This is a genomic window from Streptomyces rishiriensis (assembly GCF_030815485.1).
Classification (GTDB): domain Bacteria; phylum Actinomycetota; class Actinomycetes; order Streptomycetales; family Streptomycetaceae; genus Streptomyces; species Streptomyces rishiriensis_A.
Window position 1 is genome coordinate 7,544,432 of the sequence record NZ_JAUSWV010000002.1, and the last position, 25,450, is coordinate 7,569,881.

Below are 25,450 nucleotides of genomic sequence, written 5' to 3' on the forward strand. Positions count from 1 at the left end.
CGACGCCGGGGGACGGCCAGGTGCCGGGGGCGTTCGACGGGGACGTGCAACCGCCGCCGGCCGGCCCGGCCGACGAGGGGTCCCGTGAACCGCCTGCGCCGCCCGGTCTGGAAGACGAACGGGAGTGGGCGGTCTACACACAGGCCCTGGAGGAATGCCTGACCGCCCCCGAGGTGGCGAGCCGCCTGGACCGGCGCCCCGGGGCGCTCCGCAACGACGTCGCCGGGGCGATGCGGCTGCCGCGGAACGTCGCCCGGGTCCGTGGCGCGCCGCTGTACCAGGAAGCCTTGCGGCGCTACGAGAACGCGTGTGAGGAGCGGGACCAGGCCGAGGACCGCGTTCTGCAGCTGCTGCCCGGTCTGGGTTGGGACCTGCCCCTGGCGCTGGCCGCCCTGTCCGGGGCGGCTCTGGTCGTCCTGTCCCTGACCGGGAACGGCTGGTGGCCCACCGGGCTCGGCGCCGTGCTGAGCGCTCTGGGCTGGGTCCTGTGGCGGCCGGCGTCCCGCGCCCGGGTGCGGGCCTTCCTGGGCTGCGTGTTCGCACTGACGGCCAGGGCAGGCGGGGTGCGTGCGGTGCGGCACCGGTCCGCCGGCCTCATGTGCGTCGCGGTGCGGGACGTCATGCCCTCGGTGGTGCAGAACGTCGTCTCGGAACTCCTCGGTGACGATGCCCACTGTCTGCTCGTCACCACGGAGTACGAGGGCATCAGAGACCACCGGGACAGTCGTTATGTGGTCGACAACCAGGCCAAGGCGGAGATCAAGCAGAAACTCGATGCCCTGGTCGACGGCACCATCGCCGTGTGCGGACCGCGCGGCTCGGGGAAGTCGACCCTGCTCGCCTCGTGCCTGGGCCCGGACGACCTGAAGGTCTCCGTCCAGGCGCCCGCCTCCTATGCCCCTCTGGAGTTCCTCACCTCGCTCTTCGTCGACCTGTGCCAGAGCTACCTGAAGGACCACGGGTACCGGTTCCCGGAGTTCCGGCGTCTCAGCCCGCTGCGCACCGTGCTGCGCAGGCTCGGCGCCGCCGTACGGGCGCTCACCCGCCGCTTCCTCGTCGGCCTGCTGGCGCTCGGGCTGTTCCTGGTGGGCGTCTTCGCTGCCGTGCGCGGCTTCGTCGAGCACCACTCCGCAGCGGTCGCGCGGGCCGGCGACGACGCTGCCCAGTGGCTGGGGGACGGTCTGGCGGCCGTTCTGGAGGGCAGGCGGCCGTGGCCGGCGCTGTCGGCGGTCGTCCTCGGCCTCGTGGTCTGGAAGTACGTCCGGGAGTGGCGGTTCAGCGGCTTCACCCGCGTGCTGCGTACGGTCCTTCTCGCCCCGGTCGGCCGGTTGCTGATCGTGCTGGCCCTGGTGACCACGTGGTCGCCGAGACCGGTGATCGCCTGGTTCGAGGACTGGCGGTACGACGAACCGGCCGTCTACTACCCGACGATGACGGTCGTGGCGGTGCTCGCCGTCATCGCGGTGTGGATGGTGGTCACGCCGTTCTGGCCATACGTGCACGGGACCACCGCGCGGGTCGCGGTCCTGGTCTTCGTGCTCGGGCTCGCCGGGGGGTTCGCCGACGACCGGATGCGGCACGCGGCCTTCGGATGGGACCTGTCCCAACGAGTGGCGCTGGTCTGCCTGGGCGCCGTCATGGTCCGGCTGTCCGGGTGGAAGCGCGTGACGCGGGAGCCGACCCTGGCCGGGCGGTGCCGGGACCACCTCTACCGGCTCCAGACGGTGCAGAGCGTCACGTACGGCGCGAGCGGAGCCCCGGCCGGTGGGCTGCTGAGCCTGGGATCCACCTACGGCACCTCGTTCACCGCGTCCCCTCTGACTCTGCCCGAGCTCGTCCAGCAGCTGAGGCGCACCCTGGCCGAAGTGGCTGCGGAACTGCGGCCGCAGGAACGGCGCCTGGTGGTCACCATCGACGAGATCGACCGGCTGGGTTCCACGGCCCAGGCGCTGGAGTTCCTCGGGGAGATCAAGGCCATCCTGGGCGTCACCGGCGTGCACTTCCTGATCTCGGTCTCGGAGGACGTGGGGGCGTCCTTCGTCCGGCGGGGGCTGCCGGGGCGCGATGTCGCGGACAGCACCTTCGACGACGTCGTCCATGTGCGACCCTGCTCGTTCGAGGAGTCGAAGCGGATACTGGACCGGCGCGCCGCCGGTGTCTCGGAGCCGTTCGTGGCGCTCGCCCACGCCTTGGCCGGCGGTGTGCCGCGGGACCTCATCCGGTACTCCCGCGAGATGGTGGCGCTGCGCGAGAGCAGGGGAGAGGTCGAGCTGCGGAACATCGCCGGCCGGCTCGTCACCCGCGCGATGCGGGAGACGGTCGACGCCTTCAGGGCCGGGGCGAAGGAGGGCGCCCTGCCCACCCGGAGCACGGACATGGTCTTCGGGGCGACCAGGCGACTGGCGGAATTCCTGCATGCGGACTGTCTGTGCGAACTCGACAGGATGAGAGGGCACATCGGCCGGTTCGCGCAGTGGGCGGACGGTCCCGGCGGCGCCGAACTGCGGGCGGACCTGCCCGCCGACACCCTGGAGCGTCTGGAGGAGGTCGCCGCCTACGCGTACTTCTGCGTCACCCTCCTCGATGTGTTCGCGGTTCCCGGGTTCGAGCGCCGCCGTACGCAGGCACACGTGCACCGACCGGACGGAAGCCTCGAGCGGCTGGCGGTCGTGCGCGGAGAGCTCTCGCTGTCGCCGCACAGCGCCCGTCGGCTTCTGGACGACACCCGGGCGGCATGGGGGCTGCCGCGCGTGCCCGCTCCCCACCTGCCGGAGATCGTGGAGACCGTCCGCAGATCCTGCCCGCACTACGCCGAGTGAGGCCGTCCGTCACCGTTCTCCAGCCGGTCCACCACGGCCACCACCCGGGCCGTTCCGTTCTCCTCGCCCACCCGCAGGCCCAACCCCCGTGCGCGCCGGGCGAATCCGGGCTCCCGGGTGGCTCGCAGGAGTGCGGTGGTCAGGGTGTCCGCGGTCAGTCGGCGCAGCGGTACCGCGGACGGCGCCACGCCGAGGCGGACCAGGCGGTCGGCCCAGAAGCTCTCGTCGAACTGGATCGGTACCGGGACGGCGGGGACCCCGGCCCGTACGCCCGCCGCCGTCGTCCCCGCCCCGCAGTGGTGGACCACCGCGGCCGTCTCCGGGAACAGCAGCGCGTGCGGGACCTCGTCGACGGTCAGCATGTCGTCGCCGTCGGCCGCGAGGCCCGCCCAGCCGCGCTGGATCACCCCGCGCAGCCCCGCCCGCCGCAGCGCCCGCACGATCTCGGCGCTCAGCCCCCGCGGGTCGGGTACCGTCGCGCTGCCCAGGCCGACGAAGACCGGCGGCGGTCCCGCGTCGAGGAACTCCCGCAGGGCGTCCGGGAGTCGGGTCTCCCGGTCGTACGGCCACCAGTATCCCGTGACGTCCAGCTCCGCCCGCCAGTCGCGGGGCCGGGGCACCACCAGCGGGCTGAAACCGTGCAGGACCGGCCGGCACCGCCGGGCCCGGCCACCCGGGTCGATGCCGGGACGGCGTACGGCCGGCAGCCCCAGCCTGGCCCGTACACCGGGCACGACCGGGGCGAAGATCTGCTCGACGGCCATCCCCACGCCGTACCCGGCGAGCCGGTTGCCGACCGCTCCCCATGAGCCGCCACCCAGCAGCGGTGGAGCGAACTCCCTGGTGGGGGCTACGGGCTGGAGGAAGAGGGCGAGGCTCGGCAGGGAGAGTCCCTCGGCGATGGTGTGCCCCAGCGGCGCCACCGAGGCGGACAGCAGCAGGACGTCGTTCGCGTGGGCGGCGGCCAGGAGGTCGTCGGTCATCCGCCCCACCAGTGACCGCGCCATCCGGGCCACGCGCAACAGTTTGCCCGGACCGGTGGTGCTGCGGTGCAGCCCCCGTCCCCGCTCGGACTCCAGCTCCGCCCGCGGATCCAACGGCAGTGCGTGGAAGCCCACCCCGGAACCCGCCACCAACGGCGCGAACCGCGCGTGGGTGACGAGCGTGACCTCGTGGCCCGCCCGCACCAGCCCGTGGCCCAGTCCGGTGAACGGGGCCACGTCGCCCCGGGAGCCCGCTGTCATGATCGCCACTCGCACGACGCACAGTATGGCGGCGGGAGGCCCGGTGCGGTGCGAACGTGCCCGCGGAAGCGGCCACTTCGCACATTGAGAGCGGTCACATCACTTCTGTCGCAGCCGTTGACTTCGCTCGTCGGCGGTTCTACTTTCGGCGCGCAACGCGTTCGGTTCACCGACCCGTGTTCGATATTTCGAAGCTTGGAGCCGCCGTATGTTTCCCCCACGCCCCGCGCGCCCGGTCCGGCGCCGGAGATCCGTCGCCGCGCAGGTCCTCGCCCTGCTGCTGACGATGACCGCCGCCCTGCTGTTCGTCCAGCCCGGCACGGCCCAGGCCGCGACCTCACGGCAGATCGCCGTGCCCACCGCCCCGATGGGCTGGGCCTCCTGGAACAGCTTCGCCGCGAAGATCGACTACAACGTCATCAAGCGGCAGGTCGACGCGTTCGTCGCCGCGGGTCTGCCGGCGGCCGGGTACAAGTACATCAACATCGACGAGGGCTGGTGGCAGGGCACCCGCGACGGCGCGGGCAACATCACCGTCGACGAGTCCGAGTGGCCCGGCGGCATGAGCGCCATCGCCGACTACATCCACAGCAAGGGCCTCAAGGCCGGGATCTACACGGACGCCGGGAAGGACGGCTGCGGCTACTACTTCCCGACCGGCCGGCCCGCGGCCCCGGGCAGTGGCAGCGAGGGCCACTACGACCAGGACATGCTCCGGTTCTCGCAGTGGGGCTTCGACTTCGTGAAGGTCGACTGGTGCGGCGGTGACGCCGAGGGCCTCGACGCGGCGACGGCGTACACCGCGATCAGCGGCGCCGTCACGAAGGCGACGGCCGCGACCGGCCGCCCGCTCACCCTCTCCCTGTGCAACTGGGGCTACCAGAACACCTGGAACTGGGCTCCCGGCCTCGCCCCGATGTTCCGGACCAGCACCGACATCATCTACTACGGCAACAACCCGTCGATGACGAACCTGCTGTCCAACTTCGACCAGGGCCTGCACCCCACCGCCCAGCACACCGGCTACTACAACGACCCGGACATGCTCATGGTCGGCATGACCGGCTTCACCGCCGCCCAGAACCGCACCCACATGAACCTCTGGGCGGTCTCCGGCGCCCCGCTCCTCGCCGGGAACGACCTGACCACGATGACGACGGAGACGGCGAACATCCTCAAGAACCCCGAGGTCATCGCCGTCGACCAGGACGCGCGCGGCCTCCAGGGCGTCAAGGTCGCCGAGGACACCAGCGGAGCGCAGGTGTACGGCAAGGTCCTGTCCGGCACCGGCAAGCGCGCCGTCGTCCTGCTCAACCGCACCTCGTCCGCCCAGAACATCACCGTCCGCTGGTCCGACCTGGGTCTGACCAACGCCTCCGCCACCGTCCGTGACCTGTGGGCCCGCGCCGACGTCGGCTCGTACGCCACGGGTTACACGGCGAGCGTCCCGGCGGGCGGCTCGGTCATGCTCACCGTCACCGGCGGCACCGAGGCGTCGGGCAGCACCTACACCGGCACCTCGGGCTTCTCCGGCGTGGTCGCCGGGAACACCGGCCTGAAGGTCGTCGACGTGGCCTACACCAACACCGCCGCCACCGCCCGCACCGCGACGCTGAAGGTCAACGGCCAGACCGCGACGACGGTCTCCTTCCCGCCGACGGGCTCCGCACAGGGCACGGTCAGCCTCCAGGTGGCCCTGTCGAAGGGCTCGTCCAACACGCTCGTCTTCACGGGCGCCCCGACCCTCGCCGACATCACGGTCAAGCCCCTCGCCGGCACGAACGGCGCCCTCGTCGTGGGCAAGCAGTCCGGCCGCTGCCTGGACCTGTACGACAGCACCGTCACCAACGGCACCCAGGCCGAGCTGTGGGACTGCAACGGCGGCTCCAACCAGGCCTGGACGTACACCTCCCGCAAGGAACTCGTGGTGTACGGGAACAAGTGCCTGGACGCCTACAACCTCGGCACCACCAACGGCACCAAGGTCGTCATCTGGGACTGCAACGGCCAGAACAACCAGAAGTGGAACGTCAACAGCGACGGCACGATCACCAACGTCAACGCGGGGCTGTGCCTCGACGCCAACGGGGCGGGCACGGCCAACCGCACCCCGATCGTGCTCTGGACCTGCGGCACCGCCGACAACCAGAAGTGGACGCTGACCTGATCCTCCGGACCGGGGGCCCCACCCACGGGTCGGGCCCCCGCGGCCCCCGGGCACGGACGCCCGGGGCCGCGCGGGGAACCGGCCGGGCGTTTCCCGTGTCTGTCGACGTGCCGGACCAGTCGACGCGCGGGACCAGGGGGGACCATGTCGGACACCAGCGAGGCCGAGCCTGCCCGGACCGGAAGCGGGCCCGTCCGACGCGTGCTGTTCCGCCTCGTCATGGCCGTCCTCGTCCTGCTGCTCGCCGGACGCACCTACCAGGAGACGGCCGTGGCCCTCGCCCGGTCGGACGGCTCCCTGCGCACCGCCGAGGCGAGCGTGACGGGGCTGACCTCCCACACGGTGTCCGGGTACTCGGGCGGCGGGCAGGCCGGCGGCAGCGGCGCGTACTTCAGCCACACCGAGTACACCGTCCAACTCGCCGTGGGCGAAAGGCGGAAGAGGATCGACGACGTGACGGACCGGGTCGGGCACGATCTCTGGGAGGGCAAGCGCGTCGTGGTCGGCCTGTGGCACGACCGGATCGTGGAGATCGACGGCCGGGACGTGTGGCCCGGCTGGCACTTCGGGACGCTGGACGTGACGCTGATCGTGCTGAGCCCGGTGACGACGGCCTGGCTGATCTCCCTCGCCGTGTCCGCCGCCGCCCTGCTGGCGGCCCGGACGGGCCGGGTCCCGGCGGGCCGCGACGACCGCTTCGGTCCCTGCGCGCTCGGGTCGGCCGTCGGCGCGGCGGCACTGCTCGGGCTCCTCGGGTACGCGGCCTTCGGACACGTCCTCGCGTACTGGCCCGCCGTGCCCGTCTGCGCCGGTACGGCAGTGGCGCTGGCGCGCCTGGGCACGGTGGTCCGACGCCTCGGGCGGATCGCCGCCGAAGCCGCCCCGCCCGGCGCGGAAAGCGCGCCGGCGCGGGCCTGAAGCCGCCCCCACGAGGCGATCGCGACCGGCCGCGCGTGGGGCCGCGGCTCAGCCTCAGCGACGCCGGCCGCACCGCGTGCGAACGGCGGGCGGCGTCGGCGGACCCGGACGGGAGCGTACGGCTCGCAGCGCCGACCACAGCAGCGCGACGGACGCGCGCCGGCCTGCCGCCGAAACCGGTACCGGCAGTGCGGACCGGGCCGGACGCGACCGCCCCCGCACCGCTCGCACCGAGAACGTCCAGGTGAGCCGGGAAGTGACCTGGACCCCTGCGGTCCTCCTCCCTACTCGTCCCATGCCTGGATCATGGTCTGTTCGACGATCTTGCCGTCCCGCAACGTGATCATCGACTCGGCGAGGACGCGCACGCCGTCCGGGTACCGGCAGGACTCGCTGAAGGCGGCGCGATCGCCCTGGACGATGCACTCCTCCAGCTTGTGGGTCATGTCCCGGCTGTAGACGTCGTCGAGCATCCGGCCGATCTCGTCCCGGCCGTGCAGCACCTTGGGCCGGCTGGGCTGGGTGTTGTGGTCGATGACGTGTATCTCCGCGTCGTCGGCGTAGAGCGACAGCAAAGTCGTCGCAGTGCTTCCCTCCACGCCCGCGCGCAGCGTCTCGGTGTCGAAGGCGGAACCTGCCGCGGTACCCATGGTGACCTCCTGAGAGGGCCGCGGCCGAGGGGAGGTCGGCCGCCCGACCCTCACCTTCGAGGCTCCTCCGGCATGCCGGGCTCGGCAAGCGCAACCGGTGTCGTCCGCCTGTCGGGTGAGCGGCGCCGCCCACCCGTGTCCGCGAGGGCGCCACGGCGTTGCTCAGACATGATCTCCACTCGACGCATCGCCGCAATCGCCGCACTCGCCGCCGGGGTCACGGGCTTCGCGGCGCCCCTGGCGAGCGCGGCCGACGCCCCGGCCGCCGGCCGAATCAACCCGATGTCCGTGCTGGACTCGCTCGCCACGAGCCAGATTCCCGCGGAGCACCGGGCCGACCTCCCGCCGGTCTCCCGGCAGCTGGGCGAGCTCAACAAGGTCGGTGGACTCCAGCAGCTGAACGAGTTGCACCAGGTCACCGACCTCGTCGCGCCGGTGACCGGGCTGCTGCCCGCGATCGGCTGAGCGTCTCACCCAGCCCCGCGGGGGCCGTCCGGACGACCGGGCGGCCCCCACCCGCGTCCGGGCCCGGTCACTCGACCGTCGCCAGGAACTGCGTCGCCGCCAGCTCCGCGTAGAGCGGGTCGCCCGCCACGAGCTCGCGATGGGTCCCCACCGCGCGCACCCGGCCCGCGTCCATGACGACGATCCGGTCGGCCATCGTGACCGTCGACAACCGGTGCGCGACGACGAGGACGGTGGTCGTCCGGGAGACGTCGGCGACGGTGTCGCGCAGCGCCGCCTCGTTCACCGCGTCCAACTGGGAGGTCGCCTCGTCCAGGAGGAGCAGCCGCGGGCGGCGCAGCAGCGCACGGGCGATGGCCACCCGCTGCCGCTCGCCGCCGGACAGCTTCGTCCCGCGATGGCCGACCAGGGTGTCCAGCCCCTGCGGCAGCTGTTCGACCAGGGTCTCCAGACGAGTCGTCTTCAGGACGCCCCGCACGGTGTCGTCTCCCGCCGACGGGTTCCCGAGCAGCAGGTTGTCGCGCAGCGAGCCCGACAGGACGGGGGCGTCCTGCTCGACGTAGCCGATGGAGGAGCGCAGCAGGGACAGGTCCCATTCCGCCAGTTCACGCCCGTCGAGGGCGATCGTGCCGGACTCGGGGTCGTAGAACCGCTCGATGAGCGAGAACACCGTGGTCTTTCCCGCGCCCGAAGGACCGACGAACGCGGTCATGCCCCGGGCCGGCACGGTGAACGTCACCCCGTGGTGGACGTACGGCAGGTCGTCGGCGTACCGGAACCGGACGTCGGCGAAGTCCAGCGAGGCCGGTTCGGCGGCGGGCGTGGGCAGCGGCCGGGGCCGGGACGCCGGCTCGGCGGGCAGCCGCAGGGCCTCCTGGATGCGGCTCAGGGCCGCCGAACCGGTCTGGTACTGGGTGATGGCGCCGACGACCTGCTGGATCGGCGACATCAGATAGAAGACGTACAGCAGGAACGCCACCAGCGTGCCGATCTCGATGGCGCCCGTCGCGACCCGTGCCCCGCCCACCGCGAGGACGGTGATGAAGGCCGTCTGCATGGCCAGCCCGGCCGTGTTGCCCGCGGCCGCCGACCACTTGGCGGCGCGCACGCTCTGCCGCCAGGACTCCTCGGCCGCCGCGTGCAGCGTCGCCTCCTCGCGGTGCTCGGCGCCCGACGCCTTCACCGTGCGCAGCGCGCCGAGCACCCGCTCCAGCGAGGCGCCCATCACGCCGACCGCGTCCTGCGCCCGGCGGCTGGCCCGGTTGATCCGCGGCACGATCACGCCGAGGACGGTCCCCGCGCAGAGGATCACGGCCAGTGTGACCCCCAGCAGCACCGGGTCGACCAGGCCCATCATCGCGACGGTGGCGGCCAGCGTGAGCCCGCCGGTGCCGAGGCCCACCAGCGAGTCGGTGGTGACCTCGCGCAGCAGCGTCGTGTCGGAGGTGATGCGGGCCATGAGATCGCCGGGCTCGCTGCGGTCGACGGCCGTGATCCGCAGCCGCAGCAGGTACGAGGACAGCGCCCGCCGCGCGCCGAGCACCACCGACTCCGCGGTGCGCCGCAGCACGAAGGAACCGAGCGCGCCCACCGCCGAGTTGGCGACGACCAGTGCCGTCAGCGCGAGCAACGCGCCGGATATCGACCGGTCGTGGCCCAGGTCGTCGATCAGCTTCCGGGCCACCAGGGGCAGGAGCAACCCCGTGGCGCCGGTGACGAGCGACAGCGCCGCACCCGCCAGCAAGGACCAGCGGTGGGGCCGTACGTAGTCGAGCAACAACCGCCACGGGGGCCGGCCGCCGGCGGTCTCTGCGATGGTCACGGGGCTCCTCGGGAGGTCGGGTGGCAGGCCTCAGGCTACGTCGGCCGCCGCGCCGTGCGGCCGGGAAGGGCGTGTCCGGGGCAGCGTCGGCCCTGCCGCCCGTGCTCTTACCGATCAGTCACGCGTAGGGTCGGCAGCGGGACGGACGACCGCCGACGAAAGGGGCAGCACCATGCCGCAGGAAGTGCGCGCAGTGATCGCGCCGGGGAAGAACGAGCCGGTACGGGTGGAGACGATCGTGATCCCCGACCCCGGTCCCGGTGAGGCCGTGGTGCAGGTGCAGGCCTGCGGTGTCTGCCACACCGACCTGCACTACAAGCAGGGCGGGATCAACGACGAGTTCCCCTTCCTGCTCGGTCACGAGGCGGCGGGCGTCGTGGAGTCGGTCGGGGAGGGCGTCACCGACGTCGCTCCCGGCGATTTCGTGATCCTGAACTGGCGTGCGGTGTGCGGGCAGTGCCGGGCGTGCCTGCGCGGCAGGCCCTGGTACTGCTTCGACACCCACAACGCGAAGCAGCGGATGACCCTGACCGACGGCACCGAGCTGTCGCCGGCGCTGGGCATCGGGGCGTTCGCGGAGAAGACCCTGGTAGCGGCCGGGCAGTGTACGAAGGTCGACGCGTCGGTGTCCGCGTCGGTGGCGGGGCTGCTGGGCTGCGGGGTGATGGCCGGTATCGGCGCGGCGATCAACACCGGCAACGTCGGCCGCGGCGACACGGTCGCGGTGATCGGGTGCGGCGGGGTGGGGGACGCGGCGATCGCCGGGTCCAACCTGGCCGGCGCCGCGAAGATCATCGCCGTCGACATCGACGACCGCAAACTCGAGACCGCCAGGAAGATGGGCGCCACGCACACGGTCAACTCCAGGAAGACCGACCCCGTCGAGGCGATCCGTGAGCTGACCGGCGGCTTCGGCGCGGACGTGGTGATCGAGGCGGTCGGCCGTCCGGAGACCTACAAGCAGGCCTTCTACGCCCGTGACCTGGCGGGCACGGTCGTCCTGGTCGGTGTGCCGACTCCCGAGATGAAGCTCGAACTGCCGCTGCTGGACGTCTTCGGGCGCGGCGGGGCGCTGAAATCCTCCTGGTACGGCGACTGTCTGCCCTCGCGTGACTTCCCGATGCTGATCGACCTTCACCTCCAGGGCCGCCTGGATCTCGGCGCGTTCGTGACCGAGACCATCCGACTCGACGAGGTGGAGCAGGCCTTCGAGCGGATGCACCACGGTGACGTCCTTCGTTCGGTGGTGGTGCTGTGATGGCCGCGCGCATCGAACGCCTCGTCACCTCCGGCCAGTTCAGCCTCGACGGCGGCACCTGGGACGTCGACAACAACGTGTGGATCGTCGGCGACGACCACGAGGCGATCGTCATCGACGCCGCGCACGACGCCGACGCCATCCTGGCCGCCGTGGGTGGCCGCCGGCTGACGGCCATCGTGTGCACCCACGCCCACAACGACCACGTCTCCGCCGCGCCGGCCCTCGCCGACGCGACCGGCGCCACGATCTGGCTGCACCCCGACGACCTGCCGCTGTGGAAGCTCACCCACCCGGACCGCGAGCCCGACGCCCACCTGGCCGACGGCCAGGTCATCGAGGCCGCCGGCACCGATCTGACCGTCCTGCACACTCCCGGGCACGCGCCCGGCGCGGTGTGTCTGCACGACCCCGGCCTCGGGGTGCTCTTCACCGGCGACACCCTCTTCCAGGGCGGACCGGGCGCCACCGGCCGCTCGTGGTCGCACTTCCCGACGATCATCACCTCGATCAGGGACCGGCTGCTCGCCCTGCCGCCCGAGACGAAGGTGCTGACCGGTCACGGCGACGGGACGACCATCGGCGCGGAGGCGCCGCATTTGGAGGAGTGGATCGCCCGGGGGCACTGAAGGCGAGCGCCGCACCGCGCCCGACCGGGTGACCCGGCGGGCGAATGGTGACAGGAGATGTCCGGCTTCCGCGCGATGCTCGTCCACGCCATCGATCCTTCGATGACGACACCGACGGAACACGCGCAGGAGGTCGGACATGTCCGGTCCGCTGGAAGGCAAGGTCGCCCTGGTCGCCGGGGCGACACGGGGCGCGGGACGCGGCATCGCCGTGGAACTGGGGGCGGCGGGGGCCACCGTCTACGTGACGGGACGCACCACCCGCGCCCGGCGCTCCGAGTCCGATCGCCCCGAGACGATCGAGGACACCGCGGACCTGGTCACCGAGGCGGGCGGCCACGGCATCGCGGTGCCCACCGACCACCTCGACCCGGCCCGGGTCCGTGCCCTCGTCGACCGCGTCGCGGACGAGCAGGGCCGCCTCGACGTCCTCGTCAACGACATCTGGGGCGCCGAGCACCTCTTCGCATGGGACACCCCGGTCTGGGAGCACGACCTCGACAACGGGCTGCGGCTGCTCCGGCTCGCCGTCGAGACCCACGCGATCACCAGCCACCACGCGCTGCCGCTGCTGCTGCGCCGGCCCGGCGGACTGGTCGTCGAGATGACCGACGGCACCACCGAGTACAACCGCGACACCTATCGCGTGAACTTCTTCTACGACCTCGCCAAGACGTCCGTCCTGCGGATGGCCTTCGCCCTCGGTCACGAACTCGGGCCGCGCGGCGCCACCGCCGTCGCGCTCACCCCCGGCTGGCTGCGGTCCGAGCTGATGCTCGAACAGTTCGGCGTACGCGAGGACAACTGGCGGGACGCCCTGGACCGCGTCCCGCACTTCGCCATCTCGGAGACACCCCGCTACGTCGGCCGGGCGGTCGCCGCCCTGGCCGCCGACCCCGACGTCGCCCGCTTCAACGGGCGGTCCCTGTCCAGCGGCGGCCTCGCCCCGGTGTACGGCTTCACCGACCTCGACGGCAGCCGGCCGGACGCCTGGCGGTACATGGTCGAGGTGCAGGACCCCGGGAAGGCGGCGGACACCACCGGCTACCGCTGAGCGCTCAGGCGCCGGAGACCGGACCGGTCGGCCAGCGCGCCGGGTGCCCCGGCGGCAGTGCGAGATCCTCGCGTACGGCCGCGTAGTAGCCCTCACGGCCGGCCCGCTGCCGCTCCAGCAGCGCCTGCCAGGCCTGCGGGTCGTGCGTCCCCTCGCGCATGAACCGCTCCATGTCCATCACCGTGGTCACCCACACCCGCGCCCGCTCCACCACCTCCCGGCTGCCCAGCATGATCAGCGCCTCTCCGGCCGGGTCGCGTCCGTCGGTCGCCTCCGCGAGCAGCGGCTCGGCCAGGGCGGGGGACAGGGGATGCGGGTGCGGGTCGTTGCCGAGGTGGGAGGCGACGCGGTAGGTCAGGTTCACCGACCTCTTCAGCGCCCGCGCGTACTCGCCGTACACGCTCAGCCGCCGCTCCTCCCACCGGGCCGCCGTCTCGCGCCGGAACCGGGCCCCGTCGCTGCGCACGATCGCCAGGTACGAGCCGAGTGCGCCGACCACGACGCCGATGAGAGCGGGGAGTTGCTGGAGGAACGCGGTCATCTCCGCACGAGCTCCGTCCTGTCGACGACGTGGTGGAGGCGCTGGACAGCCCGGACAGATGATGTCACTTGTCCTGCCCGCCGGGCGTCGGGCGGCGGGCGGCCGTGCAGAGTCCCACCGAGCCGACCGTCTCGTCCTGCGCGTCCGGGTCCGTCGGCAACCGCCGCGCCGTCCGCACGCCATCACGGTCAGTCAGGCAGCGTGGGCAGCGCCGAAGCGAGCGCCGCCAGCACGCGTTCACCGTCCGCCCGCGACGTGCGCCAGTTGCTGAACGCCGCCCGCAGCGCCGGCGCCCCGCCGTACACCGTCGGGGTCAGGAACGCCTCCCCGGACGCGGCCACGGCCTCCGCGAGCGCGCCGACCCGCGTCTGCGTCGGATCGTCGGCGAGGGTGAAGCAGACGACGTTCAGCCGCACCGGGGCCAGCAGCCGCAGCCCGTCCAGCGCGGCGACACCCTCGCCGAGCCGGGCCGCGAGATCCACGCTCCGCTCGACGATCTCGCGGTGCCCGGCCCGCCCGTAGGCCACCAGCGAGAACCACGCGGGCAGCGCCCGCAGCCGCCGTGAGTTCTCCGGCGTGAGATGGAGGAAGTCGGGCTCGCCGGTGGGCGGTCCGAGATACGGCGAGGCGTTGTGGAAGACCCGCACCTGGAGGTCACGGCGGCGGGTGAACTGCACGGCCGCGTCGTAGGGCACGTTGAGCCACTTGTGCAGGTCCACACAGACCGAGTCGGCCGCGTCGAGCCCGTCGACGAGATGCGCGTACGCGGGGGAGAGGGCGGCGAAACCGCCGAACGCGGCGTCCACGTGCAGCCAGAAGCCGTACCGCTCCTTCAGGGCCGCGATCGCCCGCAGATCGTCGAAGTCGACGGTGTTGACGGTGCCCGCGTTGGCCACGACCACCGCCGGCCGCCCCTCCAGCGCGGCCAGCGCCGTCTCGAGCGCGTCGACGTCGACGGCCTCCCGGCCGTCGAGCACGGGCACCGGCCGCAGCCGGTCCCGGCCGATGCCCAGCACGGACAGCGCCTTGGCGACGCTGGAGTGCGGGCTGCCCGAGAGCACCTCCACGGGCCCCAGCGCGGCCGCGCCCTCCCGGGACACGTCCACCCCCAGGCGTTCGCCCAGCCACTCACGGGCGACGGCGAGGCCGACGGTGTTGGAGACGGTCGCGCCGGTCACGAACGCCCCGCTGTGCTCCTCGCCCAGCCCGAACAGCTCACGCAGCCAGGCGACCGTCTCCCTCTCCAGCGCCGCCGCCCACGAGCCGCCCGACCCGGAGACGTTCTGGTCGTACGCGCCGGTCAGCCAGTCCCCGGCCACCGACGCGGGCGTCGCCCCGCCCGTGACGAAGCCGAGGTAGCGCGGCCCGGCCGAGCCGGAGAAGCCGGGCGCCCAGTCCTCGGTGAACCGCGCGAGCGCGCCCTCGGCCCCGGCCCCCTCGCGGGGCAGGGCAGCCCGGTCGGGCGCCCGGTCGAGGCGGACCACCGGCCGCTCCGCCAGGCCGGTCACCTCACGGACGGCGACGTCACGGGCGGACTGGAGGAGCTGGGGAAGCCGGGCGAGATCGTCGGCGAGGATGCGATGCATGAGGCGAACCTAGGACGGGGAGACCGGCCGGCGCCGGATCCAATCGACGGGAAGTGGACCGGACGCCGTGCGCGGCCCTCTCGGAGGAAACGGAAGAGCGCGGGCATACCGGACGAACTGGTCGGCAGGAGTTCACCGTTCTGTCACAGCCCGGACCGGACTACAACCGACGCCCGCCCAGCGCTGTCTAGTAGGGAGAGATCGCCACAGATGTGCCAGGGAGAGGGCAGCCATGGGGGACATACGCAGACGAGGGGCCGTCGTGCTCGGGCTCACCGGCCTGATCGCGCCGTTGACGCTGGCGCTGGGGACCGCGCCGGCGCAGGCCGCGAGCTGTACGACGCAGGCCGGGCCGTACCAGAAGCAGGTGGAGAAGTTCCTCGGCCGGCCCGTGGACGGCAAGCAGTCGACCACCGACTGCAAGGCCATCCGGGCCTTCCAGAACAAGCACGGCATCACCCCGAACATCGGCTACGCCGGGCCCGTCACCTGGGGCGTGATGGACCTCATGAACAAGCAGAAGGCGGTGGGCACCAAGCCCAACAAGGCCGGCAAGTGCCCGACCAACAAGGGCCGCATCGCCTGCGTCAACCTCACCCTCCAGATCAGCTGGATCCAGGACGGCAGCAAGCTCGTCTACGGCCCCGTCCCGGTCCGCACCGGCCGCAACGGGTACGAGACCCGCACCGGTCTGAAGAAGATCTACTGGCGGCACATCGACCATGTGTCGAGCATCTACAACGTGCCGATGCCCTACAGCCAGTTCTTCGACGGCGGCCAGGCCTTCCATTCGGTCGGCCTGAGCATGTGGAACCCCCCGGGCTCCCACGGCTGCGTCAACATGACCACCACGACCGCCAAGAAGTACTGGTCGCTGCTGAAGAACGGCGACGACGTCTTCGTGTACGGCCGCAAGCCGGGCACCTGAGCCCCCCAGGTCGCCGAAGCGGCGTGGGCGCCCGGCCCTCCGGGCGTCACGCCTTGGGCGCGTCCCCATGCGCTCCGGAGGGGGCAGATGGACGTGATCAGTGACACGTCCGTTATGTCCGATTCGTTCGTGATGACTCACGTGGTCTTCACTTCCGAAGCCGTAAGCTTCACGCCATGTCCACCACTGTTGAATCCCTCACCGAGCGATCGGCCGCAGAGGTCAACGAGGAGATCCGGGCCCTGTGGCTCCGGTCGGGCGGGACACTGAGCGTCGAGCAGCGTGCGGAATACCAGCGGCTCGTCCTGGAGTGGGCCGCCGCTCCGACCTCCGTCGAAGCGGCCTGACGCGCCCGTCGGCCGCGCCGCCGTTCCCGTCGTCCCTGTTCACCGCGCGAGCCCTCACGGCCGCGATCCGTCCTCCCCGTGACCCCGTACCGACGGCGCCCGGGCGCCGTCACCCCCATGTCGCCGAGTAGTACCGCTGGTAGGCCTTGCGGTCTTGCTCGGCGCGGATGTACCGGGTCGCGACCAGGGCCACCATGCTGCCCGCGATGACCAGCAGACCGGGGCCGATGTTCCTGGGGTCGGTGAGCCTGGCGGCGAGTGTCTCGCTGACGCCGCCACCGGTCACGGGAGTGGTCGTGCCCGGCGAGGCCGAGCCCGGAGAGAGCCCCGCCTGGGGGGAGGAGGCGGACGGCGCGGGATCGGCGGACGACGTGGACGTGCCGGCGTTGTCGGAAGGAGCGGCCACGATCAGCTGGACGCCGAGCTGCGCCAGCGCCTTGGTCACCGGCTGGAAGAACGTCGTCCCCCCGGTGGTGCAGTCGCCGCTGCCGCCCGAGGTGACACCGAGCGCGATCCCGTCGGAGAACATCGGGCCGCCGCTGTCGCCCGGCTCGGCGCACACGCTCGTCTCGATGAGCCCGCTGACGGAGCCCTCCGGATAGTTCACCGTCGCGTCGAGACCGGTGACCTCGCCGTCCCGCAACCCGCTGGTGCTGCCGCTGCGGAAGACCCGCTGGCCCACGGCCGCGTCGCCGGTGCCCGTGATCCGCACCCCGTTGCCGTTGCCGATGGCCACCACGTCGGCGCCCGCGCCGGCCTTGCCGCTCGCGTACTGCACCAGGGAGAAGTCGCTGCCGGGGAAGTTGGAGTTCACCGTCCGGCCCACCTGCTGCTTGGCCTGGTTGTCCGCGAACCAGGTGGACCCGGTGGGCCCGCAGTGCCCGGCGGTCAGGATGAAGTCGTTCGTTCCGTTGGTCACGTTGAAGCCGGCCGAACAGCGTCCGCCGGTCGACAGGATCGGCTGGGCGCCGTTGATCCGGGTGGTGAACTCACCGGCGGTGCGCTCCATGCGGACGAAGCTGCCGATGCCGGTGGCCGTCCGCGTCAGCTGTGACCAGTCGGTGGCCGACACGGTGCTGTCGGCCTGTACGACGACCTGGTTCGTCCGGTAGTCCACCGTCCAGGCGGTGCCGGGCACCTTGGGCGCCGAACGGAGCGTCGCCGTGGCCGACTTGAGCTCGTTCAAGCTGTGCGGGACGACCTTGGCCTCGGCGCCCGCCGCCCGGACGGTGTCGGCCGTCTCCTCGTCGGTGACGGCGACGACCGGACGTCCGTCCGCGCCGAGCCAGGTCCCCGCCGTGCGTGAGGTGCCGAGCTTCTCGACGAGGGACGCCCCGGGATTGGTGACGACGGACTCCGCATTGCTGCGCGGCACCGCGGCCGTGCCGCCCGGCTCGCTCGCCATGGCCGCCTGCGTCACCATGGCGCCTCCCAGGAGGAGTCCGCCGACGGCCGCCAGCCGTGACACCCGCCGGACGGTCCGTCGTCGTACATGCCTCATGTCATGGCTCCCGAAACCCTGAACGCACGGCCTCAACACCGCGGGGCGCTCCGGTCGTTGAGTGCCCGCACCTCCATACGTGCGAGGACCCCGCAGCGTTCAGTGCGCGTCCGACCGCCTCAGTGTCTGCGTGCCACCCGCAGAACATCGCGACCTCCTCCGGTTCCGCCCCGCCCGCGACGGGCTCCGGGCGCCAGCCGGCTCCTGGGCGGGAGAAGGGCGGCGGCAGGTCTCGACCCAGCAATCTAGACCGGGGAGTTGAGCTGTGCGGACCGTCCTCCTGATTCCCCCGCGGGGCCGAGTCGCGCCCAGCTGCGCTCGTCGCCCCACACGGCGGCCTCGCCGGTGTAGGGGCGCAGCAGGGCGGTCAGCGCCGGGTCGCCGCGGCCGTTGAGTTCGTCGGAGGCGATCCGGCGGGCGATGCCGGCCAGGAAGTCCGCGAGCTGCACCCGGGCGTCGAGCCGCGAGACGACGAGCCGGAGCCCGGCCAGGCGGATGCCCCGCAACCGGGCCGCTCCTTCGATCCAGGCGATCCGCTGCGGGGTGAGCATGTTCTGCCGGTCGTGCGCGAGCCGCACCGGACGCCCGCCGGCGCTCCAATGGGCGGCCGTGTGCAGGATCGAGGGGAGAAGAGGATTGAGAACCGGCGTCAGGACGAACGGCCCGTCCTGGATTCCGGCCCGGTAGGCGAGCGCGCGCGAGCGTTCCTCCGAGAGCCGCGAGAGGGTCTCGGCCGCCGCCGTCCCCGGATACCGCAGCCGCAGTTCCTCGACCGTACGGAAGAAGCGCTCGACGGGCGCGTCCGGGCTTCCCGCGTGGCGCACCCACAGCAATTGGTTGGCCGCCTCCAGGAATTGCCGCCATTCCGTCTCGGTGAATGTCCGCCGCCCCTGCCGGAACAGCGGGAGGGCCGCCCCGGGGTCACCGAGCAGCAGGTCGGCGGCCCGGTCCACGACGAAGAAGGACTTCTCGACGAGGTGCACATGGGCGTGTCCGTACAGCGGTCCCGATGCCGAGAGCAGCCATTCCAGAACCGTCCGGTGTTTCTCCCGGAGCAGATGGTTCGCCTTGTACTCCTCGGCGGGCGAACGGATCCGGTTCCGGATCTCCCGTAGATGCCCGGCGGCGGAATCGGCCGGCAGCAGCACACTCGCGTGGGCGAACACGTCCGTGTTTCCGCCGGTGAGGTTCTCGCCGTCCGAACCCGATTCGTCGCAGGCGATCTCCGGGATGCCCCCGGCGTCCGCCACAGCTGTCCCGTTCACGTGATCCCAGGTCACACCACAGCCCCCTATCTTGTGCCCCATGACCAGCATCCCGCACGAGACGCCCGGTGAACCGAATCCTTTACAGGCCCTCACGCTCGACCGGCTCCGATGTCGTACGAGCATGAAGTGGCGTACGTATCCGGCCGACGTCCTTCCGCTGTGGGTCGCGGAGATGGACGTGCCCCTCGCCGAACCGGTCGTCACAGCGGTGACGCGGGCGCTGGCGCTCGGCGACACCGGCTACCCGGCGGGCACGGCCTACGCCGAGGCGCTGGCCCTGTTCGCCGCGAAGCGGTGGGCCTGGGACGGGCTCGCGGTCGAGCGGACGGCGATCGTGCCCGATGTGATGCTGGGCGTGGTCGAGATGCTGAAGCTGGTGACGGGGCCCGGCGATCCGGTGGTCGTCAACCCGCCCGTGTACCCGCCGTTCTTCCCGTTCGTCGAGCACCTGGACCGGCGGATCGCCGAGGCGCCTCTCGGCGCGGACGGCCGGCTCGATCTCGGCGCTCTGGAGGACGCCTACCGGCGCGCCGCCGCCGGGGGCGGCCGTGCCGCGCATCTGCTGTGCAGCCCGCACAACCCGACCGGCACGGTGCACACCGCGGGGGAACTGGCCGCCGTGGCCGCGCTCGCCCGGCGGTACGGCGTTCGCGTGGTCGTCGACGAGATCCACGCGCCGCTCGTCGTCTCGGGGGCCGGCTTCGTGCCCTACCTCGCCGTTCCCGGTGCGGAGAACGGCCTGTCGCTGATGTCGGCCTCCAAGGGGTGGAACCTGGCCGGGCTCAAGGCGGCGCTGGCCGTCGCGGGCCCCGAGGCGGCGGCCGACCTGGCCCTGCTGCCCGAGGAGGTGTCCCACGGACCGAGTCACGTCGGCGTGCTGGGTCACACGGCCGCCCTGCTCGACGGCACGAGATGGCTGGACGCCCTGCTGGCCGGCCTCGACGCCAACCGGCGTCTGCTCACCGCGCTGCTGGCCGAGCACCTGCCCGGCGTCGGGTACCGGCCGGGGGACGCCACGTATCTCGCCTGGCTCGACTGCCGCGCGCTGGGCCTGGGAGACGATCCGGCCGCGGTCTTCCTGGAGCGGGGGCGGGTGGCACTCAGCCGCGGGCTCGACTTCGGCACGGGCGGGGCAGGGCACGTCCGTCTGAACATCGCCACCTCGCCGGAGATCCTCACCGAAGGTGTACGGCGCATGGCGGCCGCCCTTCGCTGAGCCGCGAGTCCTCCCGCCGAACCGCCGCCCCACCGGAACTCCTCCGGTGGGGCGGCGGCCCTCGACCGGCCGCACCGGCGCTCCCTCGACTCGGGGTGCGGCGGCCCGACGACACCGGGTACATGCGACGGATCCAGCCGGATCACCGGCTGAGGCTGCCGGGGTGGTGCGGCGGCCCGGTGCCTAGACTGCGGTCATGGCTGACGACGCGCTGGACCGGCTGGCGGCGGGCAAGTACCTGCTGATCACCAGCTATCGGAAGAACGGAACCGGAGTGGCCACGCCCGTGTGGGTGGTGCGGGACGGGGACGCGCTCGGCGTCTGGACCGTCGCCGACGCGTGGAAGGTGAAGCGGATCCGGGCCCGCGGCGACGTGCTGGTCGGTCCCTGTGACGTACGCGGCAACCCGACCGGCGAGCAGATCCCGGCCACCGCCGAGATCTGCGACGCGCAGACCACCGCCCGCTACCGCACCCTGCTCGCCCGCAAGTACGGCGTCGTGGGCCGCCTCACCCTGCTCGGCAGCCGGCTCCGCCGGGGGGCGGAAGGGACCGTCGGGATCCGCGTCACGCTGTGAGCACCGGGACGGAGCAAGGGGGCCCCGACCATGCGGTCCGGGCCCCCTTCGCGCGGAGCGTGCCTGCTACGGCGCGTCCACGACCGTCCCCGTCAGCACCGGGCGGTCGGGCAGCGGCTCGGCGCTGTCGTCCGTCAGCGCGAGACGCATGGACTCGGCGGGCTCGGCCACCTGGTCCCGCACCGTGGGCACGGTGAAGTCGACGCCGGTGGTCGCGGCCGGGATGTTCAGCCAGACCCACAGGTTCGCATCCGACAGCGGGCGTTCCGGGTCGGGCACGTCACCGGAGTAGTCCGCGAGCCACTGCGGGTCCACGTCCTTCGTGGACAACTCGGCGCCCTCGGCGACCGGGAGTACCCGGACCGGCTGCCAGAAGTTCACGTCGGCGGTCTCGGAGAGCGTGATCCGCCAGCTCAGCGTCTCGCCCTCGGTCACCCGGCCGGCGACCGGCGTCAGGGTCACCTCCGGCGCCGGGTCGTCGTTCTGCACCGTCACCCCGCCCCGGTAGGAGCCGACGACCGCGCCGCGCACGGCCTTCACGAGGAGGTCCCGTGTCACGTCGTAGCCGAAGCGGGTGTCGCCCTTCACCTCGATCGGCACGTCGATCGGGGTGCTGCCCGGCCGGACCGTGACCAGCTTCTCCGTGGCCTCGAGGGTCTCCGGGTCGACGACGTAGAAGCGGACCCGGCCGCTGCCGTGGCCGGACACCCGCACCGGGACGTGATAGGTGCGGGTACCGGAGTCGCCCTCCTTGGCCGTGATACGGCCGATGTCGACGCGCGGCAGCGCCGCCGCCCGCACCGCGGGCGTGCCGGGGGCCCAGCCCCAGGCGTCCATGAACCACGCCTGCCCGGAACCCGAACGAGGGGTCAGCGCAAGGGACTTGACGTGCCTCAGGTCGAGGCCGGCGCGGGTGGCTGCGGTCAGCGGGACCCGTAGCTCGCGGGCCCAGTACGAGGCGGTGCGGTCGGAGCCCGGCAGGCCGTCGGCCGTGACCCGGCCGAGCGTGGCCCGGCGGCCGGCCGCGTCGGTGACGGACACGTCCAGCTCGGTACCGGTGGTGTTCGGCGGCACGAAGACCCGCAGCGCAAGGCTTCCGGCACCGGTGAGGGAGACAGGGACGAGGGAGGAGATCCTCGTCGGTGTGCCCGGCGCGGACCACTTCAGCGCGACCGCGCTCTTGGCGGAGTCCTTCTCCAGGTCCCACCAGCCGAAGTGCGGGGATCTCCCCGTGGCGTCGGCGTCCAGACATGCCCTGGCGGGATCGGGGTCCGCCCGGCACACGCGGCCGCCCGTCACCTCGACACCGCCGTCGGGCACGAAGCCGCCCGTGCGGCGGGCGCCGACCGCGTGCGTCAGGACGCGGGCCGGGTCGGCGGAGGGCGCGCGCCTGCCGGTGCCGTCGAGCAGCGGGCGCACCCGGTCGTCACCGGCGACGAACAGGCGCGCCGCGGCGGCGATGTACGTCGCGCCGGCCCGGTGCTGCTGGTCGGCGGTCAACCGGGTGGGGGCGCCCGTGGAGCAGACCGGGTCGGGGCCGGGCGCGTCCGGGTCCTCCCAGAAGTCGTCGAAGGAGGGCGCGACGGCCTTGCCAGGCGTCCACTCGGTGTTGAAGAAGTTGTGGTTGGCGCCGACCACGTAGACCGCGCTGTGCAGGGCCGCGCCGTTGCTGATGCCGCGCGTCCCGTCGAGGTAGGTCTCGCCCTCGAGGTCGGAGACGTCGCCGTCGCAGCCGGGCAGGATGGTCGCGGACGGGACGTCGGCGACGGGATTCTGGCCGAAGATGGTCGGTCCGACGAGCACGGTTCCGCGGATCTTCCAGCGGACCGGGCCCCGGTAGCCGTCCTGTGCGGCGGGCGGCGGGTACAGGCTGTCCAGGGCGGCGCGGTTGACGCCCTCGCCGCCGCGCGAGTGGCCGACGAGCAGGACCCGGGAGAGGTCCGCCTTCGTCGCGCCGGGCAGCGCCGCCGGGGCATGGGCCGGGTGGGCGGCCCAGTCGGCCCACTGGGCGAGATGCCGGCGCACCAGCGAGGAGCGCGCCTGAGCGCCGCCGTCCTCGGCCTCCCCGTCCTGGCCGTTGACGCCGTTCGCGGAGACCGACACCGTGACGTAGCCCTGCGAGGCGAGGAGCTCCTGGTCCTGGAGGTAGCCCCGGTGGCTCGGGATCGGCTTCGCACCGGCCGGGCAGGGCCAGGAGATGTCGAAGTCGTCGCTGCCCGGCCGGTAGCAGGTGGTGTGCCGGCCGTGCAGGAACAGCGCGAGCGGCCGCTTGCCGGGGGCCCCCTTCGGCGCCACCACGACCGCCTGCATCTCGACCGGCTGGGCGAAGCCCGGCAGCTTCACCGGGGCGAGGTCGTACTCGCCGCTCACCGTGCGGTACGCGCCCGGCTTGCCGGGGTCGACGGAGTTGGCCGGGGCCGGAGCCGGGGCCTCGGCCGAGGGCCGCTGGTGGCCGGGGGAACGGCGCTGGCCCGGGACGGAGTTGCCGCCGGTCGCGTCCAGACGGCGTCCACCGGCCAGTACGCGCAGGTCCTTCAGGGGGGTGTCGCCGACGCCGTCGAGGGAGAGCCGGAACGTGCGCCCGTCCTTCCCCGTCCTCGGGACGCCGAGCAGTCGGTCACCCGTGTGGAACTCCACGCGGGCGTCCCCGAAGGGCACGGGCGTCGGCGATCGCCACACCAGCTCCCGCGCGGTGCCCTCGCCGCTGACCCGCCACCCCTGGGGCAGCCCGCTGTCGGCGATCGCGGTCGACGGGGTCGACGGTCCTGTCTCGGACGGTGGTCGGGCTTGTGCCAGTCCCGGTGTTCCCGCCAGGGCCGCGAGCGCGGCCACGGCGGTGACACCTATTCGCCGGGCACGGATCAAGGTCCACTCCTCAACACTCGGAGCGTGGGGACCCCTTCCGTATCGGGAGCCCCTCACGTCCCGGAGGAAGCGAATGCACCTCTGTGGGTTGCCTGTGTCCCGGAATCCGGTCGGCCGAGCGCAAGGATCCGGTCAGGCGACCACCATCCCGCGCACGTGCCCTAGTGCCAGGCCCGGTACGGCTCGTCGAGGAGTTGGAAGACCGGCTCGCCGCGTACCGGGTCCTTGACCGTGGACAGCCGGACGCGATCGCCGCTGTGGATGCCGATGAGCGGGCCCATGACCCGGCCGCGTACGACGAACCCCTCGGCCATCTCCACCAGTGACACATTGCGGGCGGCCGGGGTGTTGCGGTTCACCACGGTGGCGTGGCGGACCGTGCCGGCGCCCTCGCTGCGTTCCGTGCGGAGGTCGCTGCCCTGACACACCGGGCACAGCAGCCGGTGGTACATGGCGGTGCCGCACCAGGTGCAGCGCTGGAAGAGGATCGTGTCGCCGTCGGTGTCCGCGCGGTCGAGGACGCCCGCCGCGGAGCCGGCGGCCTGCTGAACGGCGTTTCCTGAGTAGTGGTACACGCGGGTCAACTCCCTGCACTCGGCCGGAATCCACGTGCGCGGCTCGCCCGTGCACGCACGTGCCCGGTCAGCCGTGCCACCGTGCACGCCCCACAGGGTATGGCACTCAGTGCCACTCGTAAAGGCACTGCGTACCCACAATCTTGGGAGGGTTCGGCGAGGATCCGACGGGGGCCCGGCGGGAGTTCCGCGCCGACGGGGGCCCGGCGGGAGTTCCGCGAGGCTCCGGCGGGGGCCGGCCCGGTGCCGGGGGTTCAGTCCCGGCCGAGGGTCGTCTCGATCTCCTGCACCACCCGCCACAGCGGCGCCCCGCGCCGGGAGACCACCACGACGACGTCCTCCGGCAGCCCGTCGGCGGGAGACGGCGGGAGGGCCGGGAACGTGGGCCGGGCCGCGGGATCCGGGGCTGCCGGGGCCGGCGCGAACGCCGACTGCACGTACCCGAGCGCGTGGTCCACGGTCGAGCCGGCGTCGCCCCCGCCGTCCGAACGCAGCCAGGAGCGCAGCGCGTTGTTGTGGGCGGCGACCACCGCGGCCGCGATCACGTCGGCGTGCAGGTTGCCGTCGGGCCGGCCGGTGAAGCGGCTCCGGAGGTACGCGGCCAGGGCGCGCTCGTAGCGCCATACGACCGACAGTTCGTACGCCCGCAGCCCGGGCACCTGCTTGGTGAGCCGGTAGCGCTGCACGGAGAAGGAAGGGTTCTCGGCGTACATCAGCAGGACGAGCCGGGCGGCGTCGCAGACCCGCCGCACCGGCTCGTGTTCCGTCCCGCTCGCGGCGAGGAAGGCCGTCATGTCGGCGAGGCACCGCTCGTGGTCGGGGAAGACCACGTCCTCCTTGGAGGGGAAGTAGCGGAAGAAGGACCGCCGGCCGACGCCCGCCAGCGTCACGATGTCGTCGATGGTCGTCTGCTCGTAGCCCCGCTCCAGGAACAGCCGGAAGGCCGCCGCGACCAGGGCGTCCCGCATGGGCGGTTTGGCCTCCGCCTTGTGAGTGGCGCTCATGGACGCGAACGTAACA

Annotated in this window: 21 protein-coding genes; 11 read left to right on the forward strand and 10 right to left on the reverse strand. The window is 72.7% G+C overall.

Features of this window, described 5'->3' with window-relative positions; genetic code table 11:
• Nucleotides 1-44: 44 nt before the first annotated feature.
• Nucleotides 45-2,819, forward strand: coding sequence for a P-loop NTPase fold protein (locus QF030_RS35940; protein ID WP_307166734.1), 2,775 nt, complete (start codon nt 45-47; stop codon nt 2,817-2,819).
• Here the strand turns inward: QF030_RS35940 and QF030_RS35945 are convergent.
• Complete coding sequence (locus QF030_RS35945) at nt 2,807-4,063, reverse strand: glycosyltransferase (protein ID WP_307167813.1); 1,257 nt, start codon at nt 4,061-4,063, stop codon at nt 2,807-2,809. The genes QF030_RS35940 and QF030_RS35945 overlap by 13 nt on opposite strands.
• Before the next feature lie 208 nt (nt 4,064-4,271).
• On the opposite strand from QF030_RS35945, the gene QF030_RS35950 reads away from it, so the two are divergent.
• Together QF030_RS35950 and QF030_RS35955 are read left to right on the forward strand one after the other, a co-directional pair.
• The gene (locus QF030_RS35950) at nt 4,272-6,230 is read left to right on the forward strand and encodes a ricin-type beta-trefoil lectin domain protein (protein WP_307166735.1); all 1,959 of its coding nucleotides are present in this window, start codon (nt 4,272-4,274) and stop codon (nt 6,228-6,230) included.
• 144 nt (nt 6,231-6,374) lie between these two features.
• Complete coding sequence (locus QF030_RS35955) at nt 6,375-7,148, forward strand: hypothetical protein (protein ID WP_307166736.1); 774 nt, start codon at nt 6,375-6,377, stop codon at nt 7,146-7,148.
• 284 nt (nt 7,149-7,432) lie between these two features.
• On the opposite strand, the gene QF030_RS35960 is transcribed toward QF030_RS35955, so the two are convergent.
• Nucleotides 7,433-7,798, reverse strand: coding sequence for a nuclear transport factor 2 family protein (locus tag QF030_RS35960; protein ID WP_307166737.1), 366 nt, complete (start codon nt 7,796-7,798; stop codon nt 7,433-7,435).
• A gap of 168 nt (nt 7,799-7,966) precedes the next feature.
• On the opposite strand from QF030_RS35960, the gene QF030_RS35965 reads away from it, so the two are divergent.
• On the forward strand, nt 7,967-8,263 hold the full coding sequence (locus QF030_RS35965) for a hypothetical protein (protein WP_307166738.1): 297 nt from the start codon (nt 7,967-7,969) through the stop codon (nt 8,261-8,263).
• Nucleotides 8,264-8,330: 67 nt separating this feature from the next.
• Here QF030_RS35965 and QF030_RS35970 read toward each other — a convergent pair whose 3' ends face one another.
• Nucleotides 8,331-10,085, reverse strand: coding sequence for an ABC transporter ATP-binding protein (locus QF030_RS35970; RefSeq protein WP_307166739.1), 1,755 nt, complete (start codon nt 10,083-10,085; stop codon nt 8,331-8,333).
• 172 nt (nt 10,086-10,257) lie between these two features.
• On the opposite strand from QF030_RS35970, the gene QF030_RS35975 reads away from it, so the two are divergent.
• From QF030_RS35975 to QF030_RS35985, 3 genes are all read left to right on the forward strand, one after another.
• Nucleotides 10,258-11,343, forward strand: a complete 1,086-nt coding sequence (locus QF030_RS35975; RefSeq protein WP_307166740.1) for an S-(hydroxymethyl)mycothiol dehydrogenase — start codon at nt 10,258-10,260, stop codon at nt 11,341-11,343.
• Nucleotides 11,343-11,972, forward strand: a complete 630-nt coding sequence (locus tag QF030_RS35980) for an MBL fold metallo-hydrolase (protein WP_307166741.1) — start codon at nt 11,343-11,345, stop codon at nt 11,970-11,972. The genes QF030_RS35975 and QF030_RS35980 overlap by 1 nt, the downstream gene beginning before the upstream one ends.
• Before the next feature lie 139 nt (nt 11,973-12,111).
• The gene (locus tag QF030_RS35985; protein WP_307166742.1) at nt 12,112-13,026 is read left to right on the forward strand and encodes an SDR family oxidoreductase; all 915 of its coding nucleotides are present in this window, start codon (nt 12,112-12,114) and stop codon (nt 13,024-13,026) included.
• Between the two features lie 4 nt (nt 13,027-13,030).
• Here QF030_RS35985 and QF030_RS35990 read toward each other — a convergent pair whose 3' ends face one another.
• Together QF030_RS35990 and QF030_RS35995 are read right to left on the reverse strand one after the other, a co-directional pair.
• Nucleotides 13,031-13,567, reverse strand: a complete 537-nt coding sequence (locus QF030_RS35990; RefSeq protein ID WP_307166743.1) for a hypothetical protein — start codon at nt 13,565-13,567, stop codon at nt 13,031-13,033.
• Nucleotides 13,568-13,755: 188 nt separating this feature from the next.
• Nucleotides 13,756-15,153: a pyridoxal phosphate-dependent decarboxylase family protein gene (locus QF030_RS35995; RefSeq protein WP_307166744.1), complete on the reverse strand. Its 1,398-nt coding sequence runs from the start codon at nt 15,151-15,153 to the stop codon at nt 13,756-13,758.
• A 232-nt stretch (nt 15,154-15,385) separates the two neighbouring features.
• Here QF030_RS35995 and QF030_RS36000 point away from each other — a divergent pair, with 232 nt between their 5' ends.
• Together QF030_RS36000 and QF030_RS36005 are read left to right on the forward strand one after the other, a co-directional pair.
• Complete coding sequence (locus QF030_RS36000) at nt 15,386-16,081, forward strand: L,D-transpeptidase family protein (RefSeq protein WP_307166745.1); 696 nt, start codon at nt 15,386-15,388, stop codon at nt 16,079-16,081.
• A 176-nt stretch (nt 16,082-16,257) separates the two neighbouring features.
• Nucleotides 16,258-16,428: a hypothetical protein gene (locus QF030_RS36005; protein WP_307166746.1), complete on the forward strand. Its 171-nt coding sequence runs from the start codon at nt 16,258-16,260 to the stop codon at nt 16,426-16,428.
• Between the two features lie 109 nt (nt 16,429-16,537).
• On the opposite strand, the gene QF030_RS36010 is transcribed toward QF030_RS36005, so the two are convergent.
• Both QF030_RS36010 and QF030_RS36015 read right to left on the reverse strand, forming a co-directional pair.
• On the reverse strand, nt 16,538-17,929 hold the full coding sequence (locus QF030_RS36010) for a S1 family peptidase (protein WP_307166747.1): 1,392 nt from the start codon (nt 17,927-17,929) through the stop codon (nt 16,538-16,540).
• Nucleotides 17,930-18,174: 245 nt separating this feature from the next.
• Nucleotides 18,175-19,236 carry a hypothetical protein gene (locus tag QF030_RS36015; protein WP_373428854.1) on the reverse strand — a complete coding sequence of 354 codons (1,062 nt, stop codon included), beginning with the start codon at nt 19,234-19,236 and terminating at the stop codon, nt 18,175-18,177.
• On the opposite strand from QF030_RS36015, the gene QF030_RS36020 reads away from it, so the two are divergent.
• Together QF030_RS36020 and QF030_RS36025 are read left to right on the forward strand one after the other, a co-directional pair.
• Nucleotides 19,235-20,413 (forward strand): MalY/PatB family protein, encoded by a 1,179-nt coding sequence (locus QF030_RS36020; protein ID WP_307166749.1) that lies wholly within the window; start codon nt 19,235-19,237, stop codon nt 20,411-20,413. The two genes, QF030_RS36015 and QF030_RS36020, sit on opposite strands and share 2 nt — an antisense overlap.
• 196 nt (nt 20,414-20,609) lie before the next feature.
• Nucleotides 20,610-20,990, forward strand: a complete 381-nt coding sequence (locus tag QF030_RS36025; protein WP_307166750.1) for a PPOX class F420-dependent oxidoreductase — start codon at nt 20,610-20,612, stop codon at nt 20,988-20,990.
• 66 nt (nt 20,991-21,056) lie between these two features.
• Here the strand turns inward: QF030_RS36025 and QF030_RS36030 are convergent, their stop codons facing one another.
• From QF030_RS36030 to QF030_RS36040, 3 genes are all read right to left on the reverse strand, one after another.
• Entirely contained in the window at nt 21,057-23,855 is a 2,799-nt protein-coding gene (locus tag QF030_RS36030) for a hypothetical protein (RefSeq protein ID WP_307166751.1), read from the reverse strand.
• 161 nt (nt 23,856-24,016) lie between these two features.
• Nucleotides 24,017-24,430 (reverse strand): Zn-ribbon domain-containing OB-fold protein, encoded by a 414-nt coding sequence (locus QF030_RS36035; RefSeq protein ID WP_307166752.1) that lies wholly within the window; start codon nt 24,428-24,430, stop codon nt 24,017-24,019.
• Nucleotides 24,431-24,684: 254 nt separating this feature from the next.
• The gene (locus QF030_RS36040; protein WP_307167814.1) at nt 24,685-25,398 is read right to left on the reverse strand and encodes a TetR family transcriptional regulator; all 714 of its coding nucleotides are present in this window, start codon (nt 25,396-25,398) and stop codon (nt 24,685-24,687) included.
• Nucleotides 25,399-25,450 lie beyond the last annotated feature (52 nt).

What these genes read in the sequence shown, in the direction of transcription:
- QF030_RS35950 (WP_307166735.1), top strand. Translation starts at nt 4,272, where the DNA reads ATGTTTCCCCCACGCCCCGCGCGCCCGGTCCGGCGCCGGAGATCCGTC.
- QF030_RS36010 (WP_307166747.1), bottom strand. Translation starts at nt 17,929, where the DNA reads ATGAGGCATGTACGACGACGGACCGTCCGGCGGGTGTCACGGCTGGCG.
- QF030_RS36025 (WP_307166750.1), top strand. Translation starts at nt 20,610, where the DNA reads ATGGCTGACGACGCGCTGGACCGGCTGGCGGCGGGCAAGTACCTGCTG.
- QF030_RS35960 (WP_307166737.1), bottom strand. Translation starts at nt 7,798, where the DNA reads ATGGGTACCGCGGCAGGTTCCGCCTTCGACACCGAGACGCTGCGCGCG.
- QF030_RS36020 (WP_307166749.1), top strand. Translation starts at nt 19,235, where the DNA reads ATGACCAGCATCCCGCACGAGACGCCCGGTGAACCGAATCCTTTACAG.
- QF030_RS35985 (WP_307166742.1), top strand. Translation starts at nt 12,112, where the DNA reads ATGTCCGGTCCGCTGGAAGGCAAGGTCGCCCTGGTCGCCGGGGCGACA.
- QF030_RS36005 (WP_307166746.1), top strand. Translation starts at nt 16,258, where the DNA reads ATGTCCACCACTGTTGAATCCCTCACCGAGCGATCGGCCGCAGAGGTC.
- QF030_RS35980 (WP_307166741.1), top strand. Translation starts at nt 11,343, where the DNA reads ATGGCCGCGCGCATCGAACGCCTCGTCACCTCCGGCCAGTTCAGCCTC.
- QF030_RS35945 (WP_307167813.1), bottom strand. Translation starts at nt 4,063, where the DNA reads ATGACAGCGGGCTCCCGGGGCGACGTGGCCCCGTTCACCGGACTGGGC.
- QF030_RS36040 (WP_307167814.1), bottom strand. Translation starts at nt 25,398, where the DNA reads ATGCGGGACGCCCTGGTCGCGGCGGCCTTCCGGCTGTTCCTGGAGCGG.
- QF030_RS35975 (WP_307166740.1), top strand. Translation starts at nt 10,258, where the DNA reads ATGCCGCAGGAAGTGCGCGCAGTGATCGCGCCGGGGAAGAACGAGCCG.
- QF030_RS36000 (WP_307166745.1), top strand. Translation starts at nt 15,386, where the DNA reads ATGGGGGACATACGCAGACGAGGGGCCGTCGTGCTCGGGCTCACCGGC.
- QF030_RS36015 (WP_373428854.1), bottom strand. Translation starts at nt 19,236, where the DNA reads ATGGGGCACAAGATAGGGGGCTGTGGTGTGACCTGGGATCACGTGAAC.
- QF030_RS35995 (WP_307166744.1), bottom strand. Translation starts at nt 15,153, where the DNA reads ATGCATCGCATCCTCGCCGACGATCTCGCCCGGCTTCCCCAGCTCCTC.
- QF030_RS35990 (WP_307166743.1), bottom strand. Translation starts at nt 13,567, where the DNA reads ATGACCGCGTTCCTCCAGCAACTCCCCGCTCTCATCGGCGTCGTGGTC.
- QF030_RS35965 (WP_307166738.1), top strand. Translation starts at nt 7,967, where the DNA reads ATGATCTCCACTCGACGCATCGCCGCAATCGCCGCACTCGCCGCCGGG.
- QF030_RS35955 (WP_307166736.1), top strand. Translation starts at nt 6,375, where the DNA reads ATGTCGGACACCAGCGAGGCCGAGCCTGCCCGGACCGGAAGCGGGCCC.